Genomic DNA, 15,664 nt, shown 5'->3' with positions numbered 1-15,664 from the left:
AGGCGCGTGTCCTGCGGACACGCGCCTCCGCGCCCGGCCCAACGCCGAAAGATCCTCGCCAAAGGCGGGGATTGCATCGGGGGCGGGAGCCTTCCCCTCGCTGGAGAGCACAGCACTCGGTCTGCGGCACCTTGCCCACTGGCGCCACACGCCCGAGCCTGTCACGCTCCCCGGTAAGGAGCCGCGCCATGCCGAAGATCGAGACCAGCCCGCTGCCAAAAACCTCTTTCCTGTGGAGGATGGTTCAACCGGGTGACTTCATTGATGGCTATGCGGTGGAGAGCCGCCTTGGCCCACGGGAGGCGGCGGATATCGGCCTCAGCATGCCCAAATGGGCCAGTGCCCTGCTGGCGTTGCGCAACCACATCGTGCGCCCTTTGGGCCTCAAGACCGAAGTGAGCGATACCGGTGAAGGCGCGATTTTTCCGGTCACTTATGACGATGCGCAGGAGGTGATCCTGGGAACCGATGACACCCACCTGAATTTCCGCATCTGCCTGCGTCAGGAGGCAGGGCGCATTCACATGGCGACTTGGGTGCACCGTAACAATTGGCTGGGACGGATCTACCTGATGGTGGTGATGCCGTTTCACATCCTGATCGTGCACGATTCCATGCGCCGGATCGCGCGCGCAGACGCGCCTTCTGCCTCAGCGCAAACGCCGCACTAACGCAGCCCTCACGCCGAGACAGAGTATTCCGCAAACCCGCTACTGCGTTGCGGCCTCCGAGAGGTTTTGCAGCGCCGCGGTCATGCCCGCGATGAATTCAGCGTTGGCTTTGATATCCAGCCCCTCGAACATCATCACCGGATCCTCATAGGTGAGCCAGACCTTGCCCTCGCTGTCCTCATAGGCCAGCGCCTTGAGCGGCAAAAACAGGCCCGCACGCGCATCAGCCTGCATCGCCGCTGTGCCGATCTTGGGATTGCCAAAGATCAGCAGTTGCGAGGCGGCAAGCTCCTCGCCAATGCCCTCGGCCCCTTTGGCATGATCGACGCGGGCAAAGACCGTCGCGCCTGCCTTGTCCAGCGCCATTTCGAGCGCATCCAGTGTTGCGGGCACGGAATGACGGCTCTCGACTTTGACCAGATCCGCAAGGCCGGGCACGGCGCTCATCAGGGCAATCGCGGCAGCGGTTACAAAGGTTTTCATAAGATCTCCTCAATCACAAATGGACGATTTGGCGCAAAATCTGGCGCGCGTCACCGGGCTTCGCCAGTCACAAAGGCGACACGCGCTGAAATCGGCAAAGACCGGCCACCCCCTGCCCCGCGCCTGCCCCCTGCCAACCTCGTGCAATTCGCAAGCCAGCGCGCGATGCCCTCTTTTCCCGCCGCCGGTTCCGGTCCATAAGGCAAATATGCTTAAGACCCGTCTCATTCCCTGTCTCGATGTCGCCGATGGCCGTGTGGTCAAGGGCGTGAATTTTGTCGGCCTGCGTGACGCAGGCGATCCGGTGGAGGCCGCGCGCGCCTATGACGCCGCCGGTGCCGATGAGATCTGTTTCCTCGACATCCACGCGACCCATCAAAACCGCGGCACGATGTTTGACATGGTGCGCCGCACCGCCGAGCAATGCTTTGTGCCGCTCACCGTGGGCGGCGGCGTACGCACCAAGGACGATGTGCGCGCGCTTTTGCTTGCTGGGGCGGACAAGGTCTCTTTCAACTCTGCTGCGGTGGCCAACCCGGATGTGATCCGCGAGGCCGCCGACCAGTTCGGCAGCCAGTGCATCGTCTGCGCCATTGACGCCAAATCCGTCGCCCCCGGCAAATGGGAGATCTTCACCCATGGCGGGCGCCGCGAGACCGGCATCGACGCGGTGGAATTTGCCCGTCTGGTGACCGCCAAGGGCGCGGGCGAGATCCTGCTGACCTCGATGGATCGCGACGGCACCAAATCGGGTTTCAACCTCGAGATGACCCGCGCGATTTCCGATGCGGTGGATGTGCCGGTGATTGCCTCTGGCGGTGTCGGCACTCTGGATCACCTCGTGGACGGCGTGACCAAAGGTGGCGCCAGCGCGGTCCTGGCTGCCTCGATCTTCCACTTCGGCGAATACACGGTGCAACAGGCCAAAGAGCACATGATCGCCAACGGCATCCCGATGAGGCTCCAATGACCCTGCTGCATGACCTCGAACAGACCATTCTGTCGCGCAAGGGCACCGATCCAGACACCAGTTGGACCGCGAAACTCCTGTCCAAAGGGCCGGAGAAATGTGCGGAGAAATTCGGCGAAGAAGCCATAGAGGCCATCATCGAGGCGGTGAAGGACAACAAGGCGGGGCTCGCGTCCGAGGGCGCGGATGTGCTCTATCATTTCCTGGTGATGCTGGCCGCGCGCGATGTGGCCTTGGATGATGTGCTCAAGGTTCTGGCCGAGCGTCAGGGCCTGAGCGGCATCGCCGAAAAAGCGGCCCGCCCCAAGGGATAACACTTGTCGGCACGGCACAGGACGCCTGCCCACCGATCAGATCGATGGGCAGCGCGCGCTGATCGGTGCCCGGATCAGGCGGCCGGTTCAGGCGGTCGGATCAGGCAGTGGGGGCCTGCGCCAACCAGGTCAGGATTGCCTCTGTCGTCTCCTGCGGGCGTTCCTGCTGAATCCAGTGGCCACACTCCAGGGTGACGATCTCCACGTTGGGCACGAACTCCGTCAGACTATCGGATTGGGGGATCGTGTCCTGCGCGCCATAGATCATCAGGGCGCGCTGGTCGATCCGGGGCGCGACATCGGCCAGAAGATGCCAGTTGCGGTCGAGGTTGCGATACCAGTTGATGCTACCGGTGAACCCGGTCTCCGCAAAGGCGGACACAAAGACCGCCAGATCCTCGTCACACATCACCGGGTCGCCCTGCGGCTGCTGCGCAAGGGCCAGATCCATCATCATCATGCCCGGTGAAGGCTGCGCCGGCGGCAGGTTCTTGCGAAACAGGTTGCGCAGGAACTGCGCCGCGTTCTGGTCGAGCACCGCATCCGCCACCCCGGGCTGGCGGTTGAAATGCACAAGGTAGTGGTCGCTGCCAAACACCTCCTCGATGAATTCGATCCAGGGTTTCGGCGTGCGGGGCTGGTAGGGCAAGGCCAGGCTGACGATGCCGGACACCCGGTCCGGATGCAGTTGTGCCAGCCCCCAGACCACATTCGCGCCCCAGTCATGCCCCACACATATGGCCTGCTGATAGCCGAAGTGATCCAGCAGCCCCACCAGATCCCCCGTCAGGGCGGCAATGTCATAGGCCTCAACCTCGGCCGGACGGGACGACCGTCCATAGCCGCGCTGGTTCGGGGCGATCACATGGTACCCGGCCGCCGCCAGCGCCGGCATCTGCTCGCGCCAGGAATAGGCATGCTCCGGCCAGCCGTGGCACAGCAGGATCGGGTGGCCGGCGTTTTCCTGGCCGCACTCGAACACCTCCAGTTCGACACCATTCACAGAAACAAAGCTGGGGGCGGGAAAAAGGGTCGTCTCAGGCATCGCGTTATCTCCTTGTTGAACACGTCAAACGCGGCCTAATCTGCAATGGTGCCAAATTCTGACACCATTTGAGGGGGCCGCAGACGGATATGACTCCGCGTCACCGACAGGACAGCATCCTGCGCATTCTGCGCCGCAGGGGCAGCACGACGGTGCGCGCCCTGGCCCATGATGTCAGCGCCTCGCGCCGCACCATCCTGCGGGACATCGCCGCGCTGCGGGATGAGGGGTATGTGATCCATGCCGATCCCGGGCGCGGCGGCGGTCTCTGCCTTGATATCGGCTCCGTGCGGGCCACCGCGCGCCTGTCGGTGACCGAGGTCTTTGCGCTGGTGATCAGCGTTGCAAGCATGAAGGCCGCCGGCCAGCTGCCGTTTTCCGGGCTCGCCGACAGCGGCTTGGCCAAGATCGAAAGGTCACTGCCGGCGGACAAGATCCGCGACCTGCGGCGTTTCCTGGACTGTCTCTATGTCGGCAGGCTGGCCCCGCAGGTGGACATTTCCGACCTCGGCCCGATGGACCCGGCGCTGCTGCCAGCCTTCGAGACGGCATTCCTGGATCGGGTTCTCCTCGCGTTCCGATACCGCGATGCAAAGGGGGCCACCTCGACCCGCCGGGTCGAGCCGCAGGCGATCCTGGTGCTGCCGCCTCTGTGGTATCTGGTGGCCTGGGATCCCGACCGCGCGGCGGTGCGCCATTTCCGCATGGACCGGATCAGCGCCCCAGACTGCATCGAGGGCACCCGGTTTCAGAAACGCCACGTGACGTTCGACGATGGCGTGCGCCCCCTCCGCTAACCCCGGCAGAGGACCGCGCCTTGCCGCCAGGCAAGGCGCCGGGCCCAACGGGAGGCGCGCATGTCCCATGCGCAACGACGGGCGGGAGCCGCCCCTCGCCCGCCCTTCAGAGTTTTGAGGAAATGATACCGGTTGCAAAGCCGCCCTGGCGCAGCTCGCCGAACAGGCGCTGGTATTCGATCTTTGGGCAGCGGTTCTGGATCACATCCACGCCACGGGCCTGCGCCTGTGCCGCGGCCTCGGCATGCTCCACCCCGATCTGCATCCAGATCGTCCGCAGCGTCGGAAAGGCTGCAAGCGCCTCTTCCACGATGCCGGGCACCGCTTCGGGGCGGCGGAAGATATCGACCATATCCACCGGCTCCGCAATCTCGGAGAGCGATGCGTGCACCGTTGCGCCAAACAACTGCGTTCCGGCATGGCCCGGGTTCACCGGGATCACCCGATAGCCCTTCAGCGACAGGTAGCGGGCGACGTAATAGCTCGGCCGCACCGGATTGGGCGAGACCCCGACAACGGCGATCACCTTTGTGCGGGTCAATATGGTTCTGAGATGCGCATCCGAATACATGTGGACACTCTGCGCAGGTGTTGCCGTCAGCGCAAGCCCCGCCACGCAGACACCTCGCAGACCTGCGGGCAGAGGCGCCAAGAAAAAAGCGCCCGAAGAAGCTCCGGGCGCGAGGTGTGGAACGAGGGACAGTGAAAAAGATCTGTGGCGGTTCCAAAGCCACAGCCTGCTATTGAATCTGGGGCTGTCGCGGCGGATTGAAAGAGCGGCTCTCTTTTTTGTGAAGAGGGCGCGTGTATTGCAGCTTGACTCTGCCCCGCGCAGCACCAAGCGCGTGATCAATCCGCTTGCAGCACTCCGGGCCAGGCCGCCCGTGCCGCCCGGATCATCCCGTCCGGCTCTGCCAGCCACAAGGCCTCCACCCGCGGCGTATGAAACAGATAGAGCCGCCCGTCGACGATCTCCCACGTCAGGGGATTGCCGTCGAACACCCGACCACGGGCCATGCCATAGGCGCAATGGCCGCCGAAACGGGGTGCATAGGCTCTCGGGTTGGCCTCGAAGCGCGACTGGTTCTCGGCGGAGTGGAAGAGCCAGACCGCCCCTTTCCACATCAGCGCGTGATCCGAATGCCCCTTCAATGGCGCGTCGGCCAGGTGGAAGGACACAGGGTCGTAGCCCCCGATGGCAATTCCGTCGTCAACCGCGATATAGAGCGTCCCGGCCGCGGCTTGGGTTGCGGGGACCATGGCACACATCCCCGCAGTCATGATGACAGCGCCCAGCCCACGCAGGGCGGGTATCAGACGATGATGCAGCACAGTCTCCCTCCGGCACGATTTCAGATGGCACAGAGAATGCCGACTGGCGCGGCGTCGGAAAAGACCGGATACGGGAATTTGAACAGCTTGTGACAAGTGTTGCACACAGGATTCAAAATGCGCGCGCCCACGGCGGGCCTGCGCGCAGTCTGCCGGGCCCGCCTGTCCTGTCGGCCCCGTCGCGCCTCGTCGCGCCCCCTTGAGGGGGCTGTCACGCGGTGTCAGTCGAAGATGTCCTCGATCGCGTCAAAGACCTTTTTCCAGCCGGATTTCTTCTTCTTCTTCTTTTTCTTTTTCAGCTGCTTGGCCACCAGCCCCGCTGCCAGATCGCCCCAATCACCGGTCTTTGCCGCGCGGGTGGGGTTGGGTTTGGCCGGTTTTGACGCCTTGGGCCGTTTGCCACGGGTCTGCGCCGTTTTCTGCCCTGCCAGCGGCCGCATCTTTTGCGCCGACAGCGGCGCGCCGCAGGTGCCACACACCAGCGCGTGCACGGCCGCATCGGGCACAAATGTGGACTGGACGCCACAGTAACAACAGCGAATGAGTTTGCCGCCGGGGATGCTCTTATGTGCGATGGGGACCTCCTCCTGTTCAGCCCTTCAACGAAGCATATAGGGAGAGCGCCGCCGCATTTGAAACATTGAGCGAGCCAAAACCGCGCGCCGCGTCGATCTTGACCAGCTTATCGACGGTTTCCTTGGTCTTTTGCCGCAAGCCCGGCCCTTCGGCGCCCAGCACCAGGGCGATCGGATCGGAGGTGCGGCCCGCGACCGCCTCCTCGATGGTTTCCTCGGCCTCGCCGTCCAGCCCCAGCACCAGATACCCCATCTGTTGCAGCGCCACGATACTGTCCGAGAGGTTGCGCATGCGCAGGTACGGCTGGCGTTCCAGCGCGCCGGAGGCGGTTTTGGCCAGAGCCCCGGTTTCCGGGGCCGAGTGGTGACGGGTGCCGATCACCGCCGAAGCGCCGAGCACTTCGGCCGAGCGCAGGATGGCGCCAACGTTGTGGGGGTCGGTCACCCGATCCAGCAGGATCACCCGCGGGATTTCGGCGCCGATGCAATTGTCCTCAAGCCCGCCCCAGTTCAGCGGCTTGACTTCCAGCGCCGCCCCCTGGTGCACCGAGCCGGGATCGATCGGCACCGAGAATTTGCGCGGATCGACCACATCGGGTGTCATGCCGGAGGCGGCGATGGCGTCTTCGAGCTTGTTCTGGGCATTCAATGTCACCACAAGGCGCAGCTTTTCGCGCCGGGGATTGAGCAGCGCATCGCGCACCGCATGCAGGCCAAACAGCCAGACGGTTTCCGCCGAGGCCGCCTTTTTGGCCTTTTCCTTTTCCACCACCCAGGCGGGTTTCTTGCTGGGTTTCTTGTTCATGACATGCTCCGGAAAACAAAATGCGAGGCGGCGGAAAAAAGTTGCGCTTTTCCGGTTGACGCCCGTTTGGTGCGCTAGTAATCACGCCTCCACGTCAGGTGCAACATGCTTCTGACCGTGGGCGACAGGCCGCAAGGTGTGGCAGGGGACTGTAACTCCCTCGCGGAGACGCACGCTAGGTTCGATTCCTAGGTCGCCCACCATCTTCTCTCTTTCAACTGAAAAATCAACGACCTGAGACAGGATGGTATTCGCCGTCCTGTGGGTCGTTTTTCCAAATACTGTGGTCCACCCCCGCGCGCGACCGGGGAAGCCGGTGCGGCTGCGCCAGGTGGATTATTGCAGATTTTGCGGGTGAGCGATGGCGCCGGGGCGCTGCCCCGGACCCCGGGATATTTCCAAGAAGATGAAGGCTGGTGCCGCGGCAGGAACCGCTGCTCGGCGTCCCCTGGAACTGATCACGGGCGCGCCCTGGCCGAGCCGTCAGACCGTCTGGGCAAGCGCCGCTTCGACCCAGGCGACCAGCGTGTCGAGATCGGGGGCGGTTTCGACGGCCAGACCTTCGGCGAACCCCTCGAAGGCCTCGACGTTCATCCGGTTGACGCCGGACACCACCGGCAGCCCCATGGCCAGCGCTTCGGCGATGACCGGGCGCATGCCACGGCCATCGGCCTCGTGTTTGCCGAATTTATTGACCAGCAGCACCTGCGGCGCGGGTGTGGTGGCAAGCTGGGCGGTGACCAGCCCGACGGCGCGTTCGAGCGCCTCGGGGTTGAGACGGCAGCCACGGGCGCCCTCGCCCAGGGACTGGGAGATCCGGATGGTTTCCCCCTCGGGCAGGACGCGCACATCCATGTCGCAGAGCTTGCTGTCATAGCAATCGGTGTTGGTCTGCACGATGCCTGCGGTGCGAATGCCCCTTTCGGCCAACCGCTCTGCCAATGCGGTCAACAGGCGGTCGGTGGCACCGCGTTCGGTGGTCATCACATAGGCAAGCTGCATGGGGTCGTCCTTTGCATGTCGTCTGCGCAAGCGGCAGATTAGCGCGAAAGGACGGCGCCCGCCAGTGGCGACGCAGGCCGTGATTGTCGCAGATCAGCGCGTACCATGCGTGCCCGCTGCCATGGCGCTGAGGCCCAGCCGGGCAAAGAGCGCCTCGTCCGCGTCCTCCTCCGGGTTGTCGGCGGTCAGGAGCGTGTCGCCCATGAAGATCGAGTTCGCCCCGGCAAAGATGCACATCGCCTGCAGTTCATCGCTCATCTCGGTGCGCCCGGCCGAGAGCCGCACATGCGCGCGCGGCATCAGGATGCGGGCCAGCGCAATGGTGCGGACAAATTCGAGCGGATCAAGCGGAGGCGTGTCGGCCAGTGGCGTATCTGCCATCGGAATCAGCATGTTGATCGGTACTGATTGCGGATGTTCCGGCAGCGTCGCAAGGCTCAGCAGCATGTCGATCCGGTCGCCGCGCTCTTCACCCATGCCAAGGATGCCGCCCGAGCAGACGTTGATCCCGGCCTCGCGCACCCGCGCCAGGGTGTCCAGCCGATCCGCAAAGCTGCGGGTGGTGATGACCTCCGGGTAGTAGCGCTCCGAGGTGTCGATGTTGTGATTGTAGTAATCGAGCCCCGCATCCCGCAGGCGCAGCACCTGATCCTGCTCCAGCATGCCCAGGGTCATGCAGGTCTCCATCCCCAGCGCCTTGACGCCCGTGATCATCGCTTCCAGCTGAGCCATGTCGCGCGCCTTGGGGCCGCGCCAGGCCGCGCCCATGCAGTAGCGCGTGGCACCAGCGTCGCGGGCCTTCTTGGCCTCGGCAATCACCCGCTGCACCTCGATCAGTTTGGAGGCCGGGAGCTGCGCTCCATTGCGTGCCGATTGCGCGCAATAGGCGCAATCCTCAGCGCAGCCGCCGGTCTTGATCGACAGGAGGCGCGATTTCTGCACCGCGTTGGGATCAAACATCTGCCGGTGCAGGCTCTGGGCCTGAAACAGCAGATCCATGAAGGGCTGGGCATAGATCTCCTCTGCCTCCTGCCGGGTCCAGTCGGTGCGGATAAGGGGGGTGTCGAGCATGGGAAGCCTCGCTGGATAACGGATCACACTACACGCCAAGGAGGCGCGAATCTTTTATAGATAATATATAAACCATGAATATGGGCAGTACAGCGTTGAATATATTTGAGTTTCATTCAGGCATGCCCATCAAAAATACGCGCATAGGGCGAATGCACGGCAGAACTCTCTGCAGGTGGGCGTGGATCAGAAACCTCTTGACGGGCTGCCATGTCCTCCCCTACGCCTAGGGCCACGCAGGGGAGTCCCGCCGAGGGGACTGAGAGGCAGACAGGGAGAAATCCCGGTGACGCGACCCTTAGAACCTGACCCAGTTGATACTGGCGTAGGAAGCTAGGACAGTCGCGCATCGCCCCGGTACAGGGTTGATCCGCCGCTGCTCTGACACGGCAGGACCTGTACCCCCTGCCCCGTTTTCCTCCGGCCCGGCTCAATTGGTGTCTTTTTGAGAATGGACTCGAGGAGCACCAAGATGAACGTCCCCAACCCAAAGATCACCACAGGCGCATTGCCTGCGTCGCGCAAGATCTATGTGGCAGGCGAGATGCACAAGGACATCCGCGTGCCGATGCGTGAAATCGCCACCCATCCGACCGCGGGCGAAGCGCCGCTGCCGGTCTATGACAGTTCCGGGCCCTATACGGATCCGGAGATCCTGACCGACATTCGCGAGGGTCTGGCGCCGCTGCGCGCCGCCTGGATCAAGGATCGCGGCGATGTCGAGGCCTATCAGGGCCGCGATGTTACCCCTGCGGACAATGGCTTTGTCGCCGGCGACCGGCTGGTGCCGGAGTTCCCGGTGCGGCCCGCGCCCCTGCGCGGGACCGGGGATGCCGCCCCGACGCAGCTCGCCTATGCCCGCGCCGGGATCATCACGCCGGAGATGGAGTATATCGCCATTCGCGAGAACCAGCTGCGCGAGCTGTCGCCCTGTCATGGTAGCCGCGATGGCGAGGATTTCGGGGCCAATATCCCCGACTATGTGACGCCTGAATTCGTGCGCTCCGAGATCGCCGCCGGGCGCGCCATCATCCCCGCCAATATCAACCACCCGGAGCTGGAGCCGATGATCATCGGCCGCAATTTTAAGGTGAAGATCAACGCCAATATGGGCACCTCGGCCGTCACCTCCTCGATGGAGGAAGAGGTGGACAAACTGGTCTGGGCGATCCGCTGGGGCGCGGATACGGTGATGGACCTGTCCACGGGCCGCAACATCCACAACACCCGGGAATGGATCATCCGCAATTCGCCGGTGCCCATCGGCACCGTGCCGATCTATCAGGCGCTGGAAAAGGTGAACGGCATTGCCGAGGACCTGACCTGGGAGGTGTTCCGCGACACGCTGATCGAACAGGCGGAACAGGGCGTCGATTATTTCACCATCCACGCAGGCGTGCGGCTGCATATGGTGCCGATGACCGTGGAACGCGTCACCGGGATCGTGTCGCGCGGTGGGTCGATCATGGCAAAGTGGTGCCTGCATCACCACAAGGAGAGCTTCCTCTACGAGCACTTCGAGGAAATCTGCGACATCTGCCGCCGCTATGATGTGAGCTTCTCGCTGGGCGACGGCTTGCGTCCCGGATCGATCGCCGATGCCAATGACGAGGCGCAATTTGCCGAACTGGAGACGCTGGGCGAGCTGACCAAGATCGCCTGGGCCAAGGACTGCCAAGTGATGATCGAGGGGCCGGGCCATGTGGCCATGCACAAGATCAAGGAGAACATGGACAAGCAGCTGGAGTGCTGCCACGAGGCGCCGTTTTACACGCTGGGGCCGCTGACCACGGATATTGCGCCGGGGTACGATCACATCACGTCTGGCATTGGCGCGGCGATGATCGGCTGGTTTGGCTGCGCGATGCTCTGTTACGTGACGCCAAAGGAACACCTCGGTCTGCCGGACCGCGATGATGTAAAAACCGGGGTGATCACTTACAAGATCGCCGCCCATGCCGCTGATCTGGCCAAGGGTCTGCCCGGCGCGCAGCGGCGTGATGATGCGCTGAGCCGCGCACGGTTTGAGTTCCGCTGGGAGGACCAGTTCAACCTGTCGCTGGACCCGGAAACGGCACAGAGCTTTCACGACGAGACCCTGCCGAAAGAGGCGCACAAGGTGGCGCATTTCTGTTCCATGTGCGGGCCGAAGTTCTGCTCCATGCGGATCAGCCACGACATCCGCGCCGAGGCCCAGAAGGAGGGGTTCGAGGCGATGGCGGCGAAGTTCCGCGAAGGGGGCGAGCTTTATGTGCCGGTGGCGGATGCTGCGGCGGACACGCCGGAGGAGTCGGCGTGATCACCATCGCGGGCGCAGGTCTGGCAGGCCTCGCCTGCGCCTATGCACTGGCCCGCCGGGGCGTGGCGGTGCGCCTGTTCGAACGCTCCGGGGGGATCGGTGCCGACAGTGCGGCCCGCTACGCGGGCGGCATGCTGGCGCCCTGGTGCGAACGCGAAAGCGCCGAGGAGGAGGTGATCTCTCTCGGCAGCCGCGCCTTCGACTGGTGGGCCCGGATCACCCCGGTGCACCGGCGCGGCACGCTGGTGGTGGCACCGCGCCGCGACCGGGCAGAGGTGGCACGTTTCGGACGTCGCACCCGTGCGTACCGGCAGGTCGGCGGGGCGGAGATCGGCGCGCTGGAACCGGCGCTGGCGGGGCGGTTCGATCAGGGGCTGTTCTTTGAGGGCGAGGCGCATCTGGACCCGCGCCGGGCGCTGCGGGATCTGGCGCGCGCGGTGGTGGATCTGGGCGGAGAGATCAGCCTCGGCACCGAGGCCCCGCAGCAGGTCGATCTGGATTGCACCGGCATGGCGGCCCCGCTGCCGTCCTTGCGGTCGGTCCGGGGCGAGATGGCGATCCTGCGCTGCCCGGAGGTGGAGATCAGCCGCACACTGCGCCTGCTGCATCCGCGCACGCCGATCTACCTCGTGCCCCGGGGCGATGGGCACTACATGCTGGGCGCGTCCATGGTGGAAAGCGATCACGCCGGCCCGCCGACCCTGCGCGCCCTGATGGAGCTGCTGGGGGCGGCCTATGCGCTGTCGCCCGCCTTTGCCGAGGCGGAGGTGGTGGAGACCGGCGCCGGTCTGCGCCCTGCCTTTCCCGACAACCTGCCCCGGCTGGAGCGGCGTGACGGCACGCTGTTTCTCAACGGGCTGTACCGACACGGGTTCCTGCTGGCCCCGGCCATGGCCGAAGCCGCCGCAGACCAATTGATGGAGCACCGCGATGAAAATACTCGTGAATTCCGAACCGCATGAGATCACCGGCCCGTCGCTGGCCGCCGCGCTGATGGAGCTGGGCTACACCAGCCCGGCCATCGCAACGGCACTAAACGGGCAGTTCGTGGCCCGAGACGCGCGCGCCGCGCAGCCGCTGCACCCCGGCGACCGGATCGAGGTTCTGGCGCCGATGCAGGGGGGCTGAGATCATGGAGGTCTATGGCGAAACACTGACGTCACGCCTGTTTCTGGGCACCGCGCAATACCCCTCGCCCGCCGTCCTACAGGCGGCGATCCGCGCCAGCGACACCGATCTGGTCACCGTCTCCTTGCGCCGTGAGGCCGCCAATGGATCTGGCGCGGGGTTCTGGGATCTGCTGCGCGAGACCGGCGTGCGCATCCTGCCCAATACGGCCGGGTGTCACTCGGCGCGCGACGCCATCACCACCGCGCAGATGGCGCGGGAGGTCTTTGGCACCGACTGGATCAAGCTGGAGGTCATCGGCCATGCGGACACCCTGCAGCCGGATGTCTTTGGCCTGGTGGAGGCCGCGCGCGTGCTGAGTGCCGAGGGGTTCAAGGTCTTTCCCTATACCACCGAGGATCTGGTGGTGGGCGAACGGCTGCTGGAGGCCGGCTGCACGGTGCTGATGCCCTGGGGCGCGCCGATCGGATCCGGTCGCGGGCTGGCGAACCCCGAGGGGCTGCGCGCGATGCGGGCGCATTTTCCGGATGTTCCGCTGGTGGTGGATGCCGGCATTGGGCGGCCCTCGGATGCGGCGGCCGCGATGGAGCTGGGCATGGATGCGGTGCTGTTGAACACGGCGGTGGCCAAGGCGGGCGATCCGGCGCTGATGGCGCGCGCCATGGCGCTGGCGGTGGACGCGGGACACAAGGCCTGCCTGGCCGACCCGATGGAGCGACGCGACATGGCGGTCCCCTCCACCCCGGTGATGGGACTGGCGGACCTGAATTTGGCGGAGAAGACATGATGGAACGGTTTTACCTGATCGTCGGCCATGTGGGCCGGGTGGAGTTGCTGGTGCCGCAGGGCGCGCGGCTGGTGCAGCTACGGATCAAGGATCAGCCCGATGCGGAGGTGCGCCGTCAGATTGCCCGGGCGCGTGACTTCTGTGCGGTCTACGGCGCCCAACTGGTGGTCAACGATCACTGGCAGGCGGCGCTCGACCTCAACTGCGATTTTGTGCACCTCGGTCAAGAGGACATGGAGACCGCGGATTTCGACGCCCTGCGCCGGGCCGGCGTGCGGTTTGGCCTGTCGACCCATGACGAGGCGGAGCTGGAGCGGGCGTTGGCGCAGGACCCGGCCTATGTGGCCCTGGGTCCGGTCTATGAAACCAAGCTGAAACAGATGAAATGGGACCCGCAGGGGCTGGAGCGGGTGACCCGCTGGAAGAGCCTCGCGGGCGCCGTGCCGCTGGTGGCCATCGGCGGGGTGACGCTGGAGCGCCTGCCGGATGTCTTTGCGGCCGGGGCGGACAGCGCTGCGGTGGTGACCGACATTCAGGCGGCGGAAGATCCCGAAGCCCGAACCCGCGCGTGGGTGGCCGCGTGTCGGACCTGAGCGCGTTTGCGCGCCAGATCGCCCTGCCGGAGGTCGGCGCGGAGGGCCAGGCGCGATTGGCGGCCGCACATGTGCTGGTGGTCGGCGCCGGCGGGCTGGGCTGTCCGGTGCTGACGTATCTCGCCACCGCCGGTGTGGGCCGCATCACCGTGATGGACCCCGACCGGATTGAGCGGACCAACCTGCACCGTCAGCCGCTCTACGCGCCGGATGATGTGGGCGCGCCCAAGGCCGACACCGCGGCCCGGGTGCTGCGCCGACTTGCGCCCGCCCTCGAGGTGGTCGCGCGGGCCGAACCGTTGGGAGCTTCAAACGCAGCGTCCGCAATCGCGGGGGCCGATGTGGTGGTCGATGCCGCTGACAGCTTTGCCGTGTCCTATATCCTGTCGGATGCCTGTCGGGTGGCCAGCACGGTGATGATCTCCGCCTCTGCACTTGGCACCACCGGCTATGTCGGCGGGTTCTGCGGGCCCGCCCCCTCGCTGCGGGCGGTGTTTCCCGACCTGCCCGACCGGGCCGCCACCTGCGCCAGCGCCGGTGTCATGGGGCCGGTGGTGGGCCTGATCGGTGCCGCCCAGGCGCAGATGGTGCTGCAACAGATCCTGATGACAGCGCCGCCGGTGGCGGGGCAGTTGCTGTCCTTTGACATGGGGCGCTTGCAAACTGCGGGCTTTCGCTTCGACACGGCGGAGGAGCCGGCGGCGGGCTTTGGCTTTGTCGGGCTGCCCGCCGATATGCCGTCGGACCGGATTGTGGTCGATCTGCGCAGCACCGCGGAAGCGCCGGATCCGGTGACACCCGACGCCTGGCGCATCGCGCCCGATGCCTTGCGCGGCGCGATGCTGGAACAGTTGCGACGGGTCTCTTGCGCCGGACGATCCCCGCGCACGGACAGGCACATCACCCTGGCCTGCGCCAGCGGGCTGCGGGCCTGGCAAGCGGCGCGGCAGCTCCGGGCGGCGGGGTTCGAGCGCCTCAGCCTGCATGCGGTGCAGGCCCCGTGAGGCGGGTGGTCGTGATCGGCGGCACGGACCCCAGCGGCGGTGCCGGGCTGACGCGGGACGCGGCCATGGCGGTGCGCATGGGCTGCGAGGTGAAACCGGTGGTGACGGCCGTCACGGTGCAGACAGATACGGGGGTCAGTGCTCTCAACCCGGTGCCGCCGTCGGTGGTGCGGGCGCAACTGCAGGCCGCGCTTGCCGCCCCCATGCCCGCTGCGATCAAGATCGGCATGGTCGCGACAGACGCACAGGTCGCCGCCCTCGCGGAGTTGCTGCCACAGGATCTGCCGCTGGTCTTCGATCCGGTGCTGCGGGCCAGTTCGGGGGGCACGCTGAGCGCGGCACCCGCCCTGCGCCCGCTGATCGGGCGATCAACGCTGCTGACCCCGAACCTGCCCGAAGCGGCCTGTCTGAGCGACCTGCCCGAGGCGGTCTGCGCCGACGCCCTGCAGGCGCAGGCCCGGGCGCTCCTGGCGTTGGGAGCCGGGGCGGTTTTGATCAAGGGCGGCCATACGCGCGGCGATCACTGTGTCGATCACCTGTTTACACCGCAGGGGACAGAACAGTTTGCCGCCCCGCGCGTCGCCGTCGGGAAACGGGGAACCGGATGCAGTCTGGCCACGGCCATCGCCTGCCAGATTGCGGCCGGCACCGATCTGGCCGCGGCCTGCCGCAGCGCCAAGGCGGAACTGACCCGCTGGCTGCGTCTCTGACCGGGACACCGCCCCCCCTGCACTTGGTGAGGGGTTTCGCTTCGGGCATGGCCCGAAGCGACCCGCGCCGCGGGGCGG

At 65.6% G+C, this 15,664-nt stretch carries 19 protein-coding genes, 1 tRNA gene and 1 riboswitch; of the genes, 12 read left to right on the top strand and 8 right to left on the bottom strand.

Going from position 1 to position 15,664, the window contains the following annotated elements:
• Nucleotides 1-188 precede the first annotated feature (188 nt).
• A complete protein-coding gene (locus AC0QHF_RS27975; protein ID WP_324707563.1) occupies nt 189-671 on the top strand; it encodes a DUF2867 domain-containing protein in 483 nt (160 codons plus the stop codon).
• Between the two features lie 39 nt (nt 672-710).
• Here the strand turns inward: AC0QHF_RS27975 and AC0QHF_RS27970 are convergent, their stop codons facing one another.
• Nucleotides 711-1,154 (bottom strand): DUF302 domain-containing protein, encoded by a 444-nt coding sequence (locus tag AC0QHF_RS27970; protein ID WP_324707562.1) that lies wholly within the window; start codon nt 1,152-1,154, stop codon nt 711-713.
• Between the two features lie 208 nt (nt 1,155-1,362).
• Here AC0QHF_RS27970 and hisF point away from each other — a divergent pair, with 208 nt between their 5' ends.
• Both hisF and AC0QHF_RS27960 read left to right on the top strand, forming a co-directional pair.
• The gene (gene hisF, locus AC0QHF_RS27965; protein ID WP_375341473.1) at nt 1,363-2,124 is read left to right on the top strand and encodes an imidazole glycerol phosphate synthase subunit HisF; all 762 of its coding nucleotides are present in this window, start codon (nt 1,363-1,365) and stop codon (nt 2,122-2,124) included.
• The gene (locus AC0QHF_RS27960; protein WP_005612644.1) at nt 2,121-2,438 is read left to right on the top strand and encodes a phosphoribosyl-ATP diphosphatase; all 318 of its coding nucleotides are present in this window, start codon (nt 2,121-2,123) and stop codon (nt 2,436-2,438) included. The genes hisF and AC0QHF_RS27960 overlap by 4 nt, the downstream gene beginning before the upstream one ends.
• A gap of 100 nt (nt 2,439-2,538) precedes the next feature.
• On the opposite strand, the gene AC0QHF_RS27955 is transcribed toward AC0QHF_RS27960, so the two are convergent.
• Nucleotides 2,539-3,483, bottom strand: coding sequence for an alpha/beta fold hydrolase (locus AC0QHF_RS27955; RefSeq protein WP_324707560.1), 945 nt, complete (start codon nt 3,481-3,483; stop codon nt 2,539-2,541).
• A gap of 89 nt (nt 3,484-3,572) precedes the next feature.
• Here AC0QHF_RS27955 and AC0QHF_RS27950 point away from each other — a divergent pair, with 89 nt between their 5' ends.
• Nucleotides 3,573-4,280 carry a helix-turn-helix transcriptional regulator gene (locus tag AC0QHF_RS27950; protein ID WP_324707559.1) on the top strand — a complete coding sequence of 236 codons (708 nt, stop codon included), beginning with the start codon at nt 3,573-3,575 and terminating at the stop codon, nt 4,278-4,280.
• Nucleotides 4,281-4,386: 106 nt separating this feature from the next.
• Here AC0QHF_RS27950 and AC0QHF_RS27945 read toward each other — a convergent pair whose 3' ends face one another.
• The 4 genes from AC0QHF_RS27945 to rlmB all read right to left on the bottom strand — a co-directional run bounded on the left by AC0QHF_RS27945 (nt 4,387) and on the right by rlmB (nt 6,992).
• Nucleotides 4,387-4,851 carry a CoA-binding protein gene (locus tag AC0QHF_RS27945; protein WP_239323959.1) on the bottom strand — a complete coding sequence of 155 codons (465 nt, stop codon included), beginning with the start codon at nt 4,849-4,851 and terminating at the stop codon, nt 4,387-4,389.
• Nucleotides 4,852-5,129: 278 nt separating this feature from the next.
• On the bottom strand, nt 5,130-5,540 hold the full coding sequence (locus AC0QHF_RS27940) for a YHS domain-containing (seleno)protein (RefSeq protein ID WP_324707558.1): 411 nt from the start codon (nt 5,538-5,540) through the stop codon (nt 5,130-5,132).
• 293 nt (nt 5,541-5,833) lie between these two features.
• Nucleotides 5,834-6,118, bottom strand: a complete 285-nt coding sequence (locus AC0QHF_RS27935; protein WP_324707557.1) for a hypothetical protein — start codon at nt 6,116-6,118, stop codon at nt 5,834-5,836.
• An 85-nt stretch (nt 6,119-6,203) separates the two neighbouring features.
• On the bottom strand, nt 6,204-6,992 hold the full coding sequence (rlmB, locus tag AC0QHF_RS27930) for a 23S rRNA (guanosine(2251)-2'-O)-methyltransferase RlmB (RefSeq protein WP_239368639.1): 789 nt from the start codon (nt 6,990-6,992) through the stop codon (nt 6,204-6,206).
• A gap of 119 nt (nt 6,993-7,111) precedes the next feature.
• Here rlmB and AC0QHF_RS27925 point away from each other — a divergent pair.
• A tRNA-Tyr gene (locus AC0QHF_RS27925) sits at nt 7,112-7,195 on the top strand.
• Between the two features lie 280 nt (nt 7,196-7,475).
• On the opposite strand, the gene AC0QHF_RS27920 is transcribed toward AC0QHF_RS27925, so the two are convergent.
• Together AC0QHF_RS27920 and bioB are read right to left on the bottom strand one after the other, a co-directional pair.
• Complete coding sequence (locus AC0QHF_RS27920; RefSeq protein WP_324707556.1) at nt 7,476-7,994, bottom strand: DUF2478 domain-containing protein; 519 nt, start codon at nt 7,992-7,994, stop codon at nt 7,476-7,478.
• Between the two features lie 93 nt (nt 7,995-8,087).
• On the bottom strand, nt 8,088-9,065 hold the full coding sequence (gene bioB, locus AC0QHF_RS27915; RefSeq protein WP_239368643.1) for a biotin synthase BioB: 978 nt from the start codon (nt 9,063-9,065) through the stop codon (nt 8,088-8,090).
• 228 nt (nt 9,066-9,293) lie between these two features.
• Nucleotides 9,294-9,414: riboswitch (TPP riboswitch) on the top strand.
• Nucleotides 9,415-9,537: 123 nt separating this feature from the next.
• On the opposite strand from bioB, the gene thiC reads away from it, so the two are divergent.
• Genes thiC through thiD form a run of 7 tightly spaced genes read left to right on the top strand, consistent with a single transcriptional unit; the run spans nt 9,538 to nt 15,586 of the window.
• Nucleotides 9,538-11,364: a phosphomethylpyrimidine synthase ThiC gene (gene thiC, locus AC0QHF_RS27910; RefSeq protein ID WP_375341472.1), complete on the top strand. Its 1,827-nt coding sequence runs from the start codon at nt 9,538-9,540 to the stop codon at nt 11,362-11,364.
• Nucleotides 11,361-12,326 carry an FAD-dependent oxidoreductase gene (locus AC0QHF_RS27905; RefSeq protein ID WP_324707554.1) on the top strand — a complete coding sequence of 322 codons (966 nt, stop codon included), beginning with the start codon at nt 11,361-11,363 and terminating at the stop codon, nt 12,324-12,326. Before thiC ends, AC0QHF_RS27905 begins: the two co-directional genes overlap by 4 nt.
• A complete protein-coding gene (thiS, locus tag AC0QHF_RS27900) occupies nt 12,307-12,492 on the top strand; it encodes a sulfur carrier protein ThiS (RefSeq protein ID WP_324707553.1) in 186 nt (61 codons plus the stop codon). The genes AC0QHF_RS27905 and thiS overlap by 20 nt, the downstream gene beginning before the upstream one ends.
• 4 nt (nt 12,493-12,496) lie before the next feature.
• A complete protein-coding gene (locus AC0QHF_RS27895) occupies nt 12,497-13,279 on the top strand; it encodes a thiazole synthase (protein ID WP_324707552.1) in 783 nt (260 codons plus the stop codon).
• Nucleotides 13,276-13,872 carry a thiamine phosphate synthase gene (locus tag AC0QHF_RS27890; RefSeq protein ID WP_324707551.1) on the top strand — a complete coding sequence of 199 codons (597 nt, stop codon included), beginning with the start codon at nt 13,276-13,278 and terminating at the stop codon, nt 13,870-13,872. Before AC0QHF_RS27895 ends, AC0QHF_RS27890 begins: the two co-directional genes overlap by 4 nt.
• The gene (locus AC0QHF_RS27885; RefSeq protein ID WP_324707550.1) at nt 13,860-14,876 is read left to right on the top strand and encodes a HesA/MoeB/ThiF family protein; all 1,017 of its coding nucleotides are present in this window, start codon (nt 13,860-13,862) and stop codon (nt 14,874-14,876) included. The genes AC0QHF_RS27890 and AC0QHF_RS27885 overlap by 13 nt, the downstream gene beginning before the upstream one ends.
• Nucleotides 14,877-14,881: 5 nt before the next feature.
• Nucleotides 14,882-15,586 carry a bifunctional hydroxymethylpyrimidine kinase/phosphomethylpyrimidine kinase gene (gene thiD, locus AC0QHF_RS27880; protein ID WP_324707549.1) on the top strand — a complete coding sequence of 235 codons (705 nt, stop codon included), beginning with the start codon at nt 14,882-14,884 and terminating at the stop codon, nt 15,584-15,586.
• Nucleotides 15,587-15,664: the final 78 nt, after the last annotated feature.

Source organism: Lyngbya sp. CCY1209, assembly GCF_055795065.1.
Note: the sequence above shows the minus strand (reverse complement) of the source record. Positions and strands in the feature narration are given on the sequence as shown.

Bases quoted from the DNA above. Each gene is read 5' to 3' on its own strand.
- AC0QHF_RS27975 (WP_324707563.1), top strand. From the start codon at position 189: ATGCCGAAGATCGAGACCAGCCCGCTGCCAAAAACCTCTTTCCTGTGG.
- AC0QHF_RS27970 (WP_324707562.1), bottom strand. From the start codon at position 1,154: ATGAAAACCTTTGTAACCGCTGCCGCGATTGCCCTGATGAGCGCCGTG.
- hisF (WP_375341473.1), top strand. From the start codon at position 1,363: ATGCTTAAGACCCGTCTCATTCCCTGTCTCGATGTCGCCGATGGCCGT.
- AC0QHF_RS27960 (WP_005612644.1), top strand. From the start codon at position 2,121: ATGACCCTGCTGCATGACCTCGAACAGACCATTCTGTCGCGCAAGGGC.
- AC0QHF_RS27955 (WP_324707560.1), bottom strand. From the start codon at position 3,483: ATGCCTGAGACGACCCTTTTTCCCGCCCCCAGCTTTGTTTCTGTGAAT.
- AC0QHF_RS27950 (WP_324707559.1), top strand. From the start codon at position 3,573: ATGACTCCGCGTCACCGACAGGACAGCATCCTGCGCATTCTGCGCCGC.
- AC0QHF_RS27945 (WP_239323959.1), bottom strand. From the start codon at position 4,851: ATGTATTCGGATGCGCATCTCAGAACCATATTGACCCGCACAAAGGTG.
- AC0QHF_RS27940 (WP_324707558.1), bottom strand. From the start codon at position 5,540: ATGGTCCCCGCAACCCAAGCCGCGGCCGGGACGCTCTATATCGCGGTT.
- rlmB (WP_239368639.1), bottom strand. From the start codon at position 6,992: ATGAACAAGAAACCCAGCAAGAAACCCGCCTGGGTGGTGGAAAAGGAA.
- AC0QHF_RS27920 (WP_324707556.1), bottom strand. From the start codon at position 7,994: ATGCAGCTTGCCTATGTGATGACCACCGAACGCGGTGCCACCGACCGC.
- bioB (WP_239368643.1), bottom strand. From the start codon at position 9,065: ATGCTCGACACCCCCCTTATCCGCACCGACTGGACCCGGCAGGAGGCA.
- thiC (WP_375341472.1), top strand. From the start codon at position 9,538: ATGAACGTCCCCAACCCAAAGATCACCACAGGCGCATTGCCTGCGTCG.
- AC0QHF_RS27895 (WP_324707552.1), top strand. From the start codon at position 12,497: ATGGAGGTCTATGGCGAAACACTGACGTCACGCCTGTTTCTGGGCACC.
- AC0QHF_RS27890 (WP_324707551.1), top strand. From the start codon at position 13,276: ATGATGGAACGGTTTTACCTGATCGTCGGCCATGTGGGCCGGGTGGAG.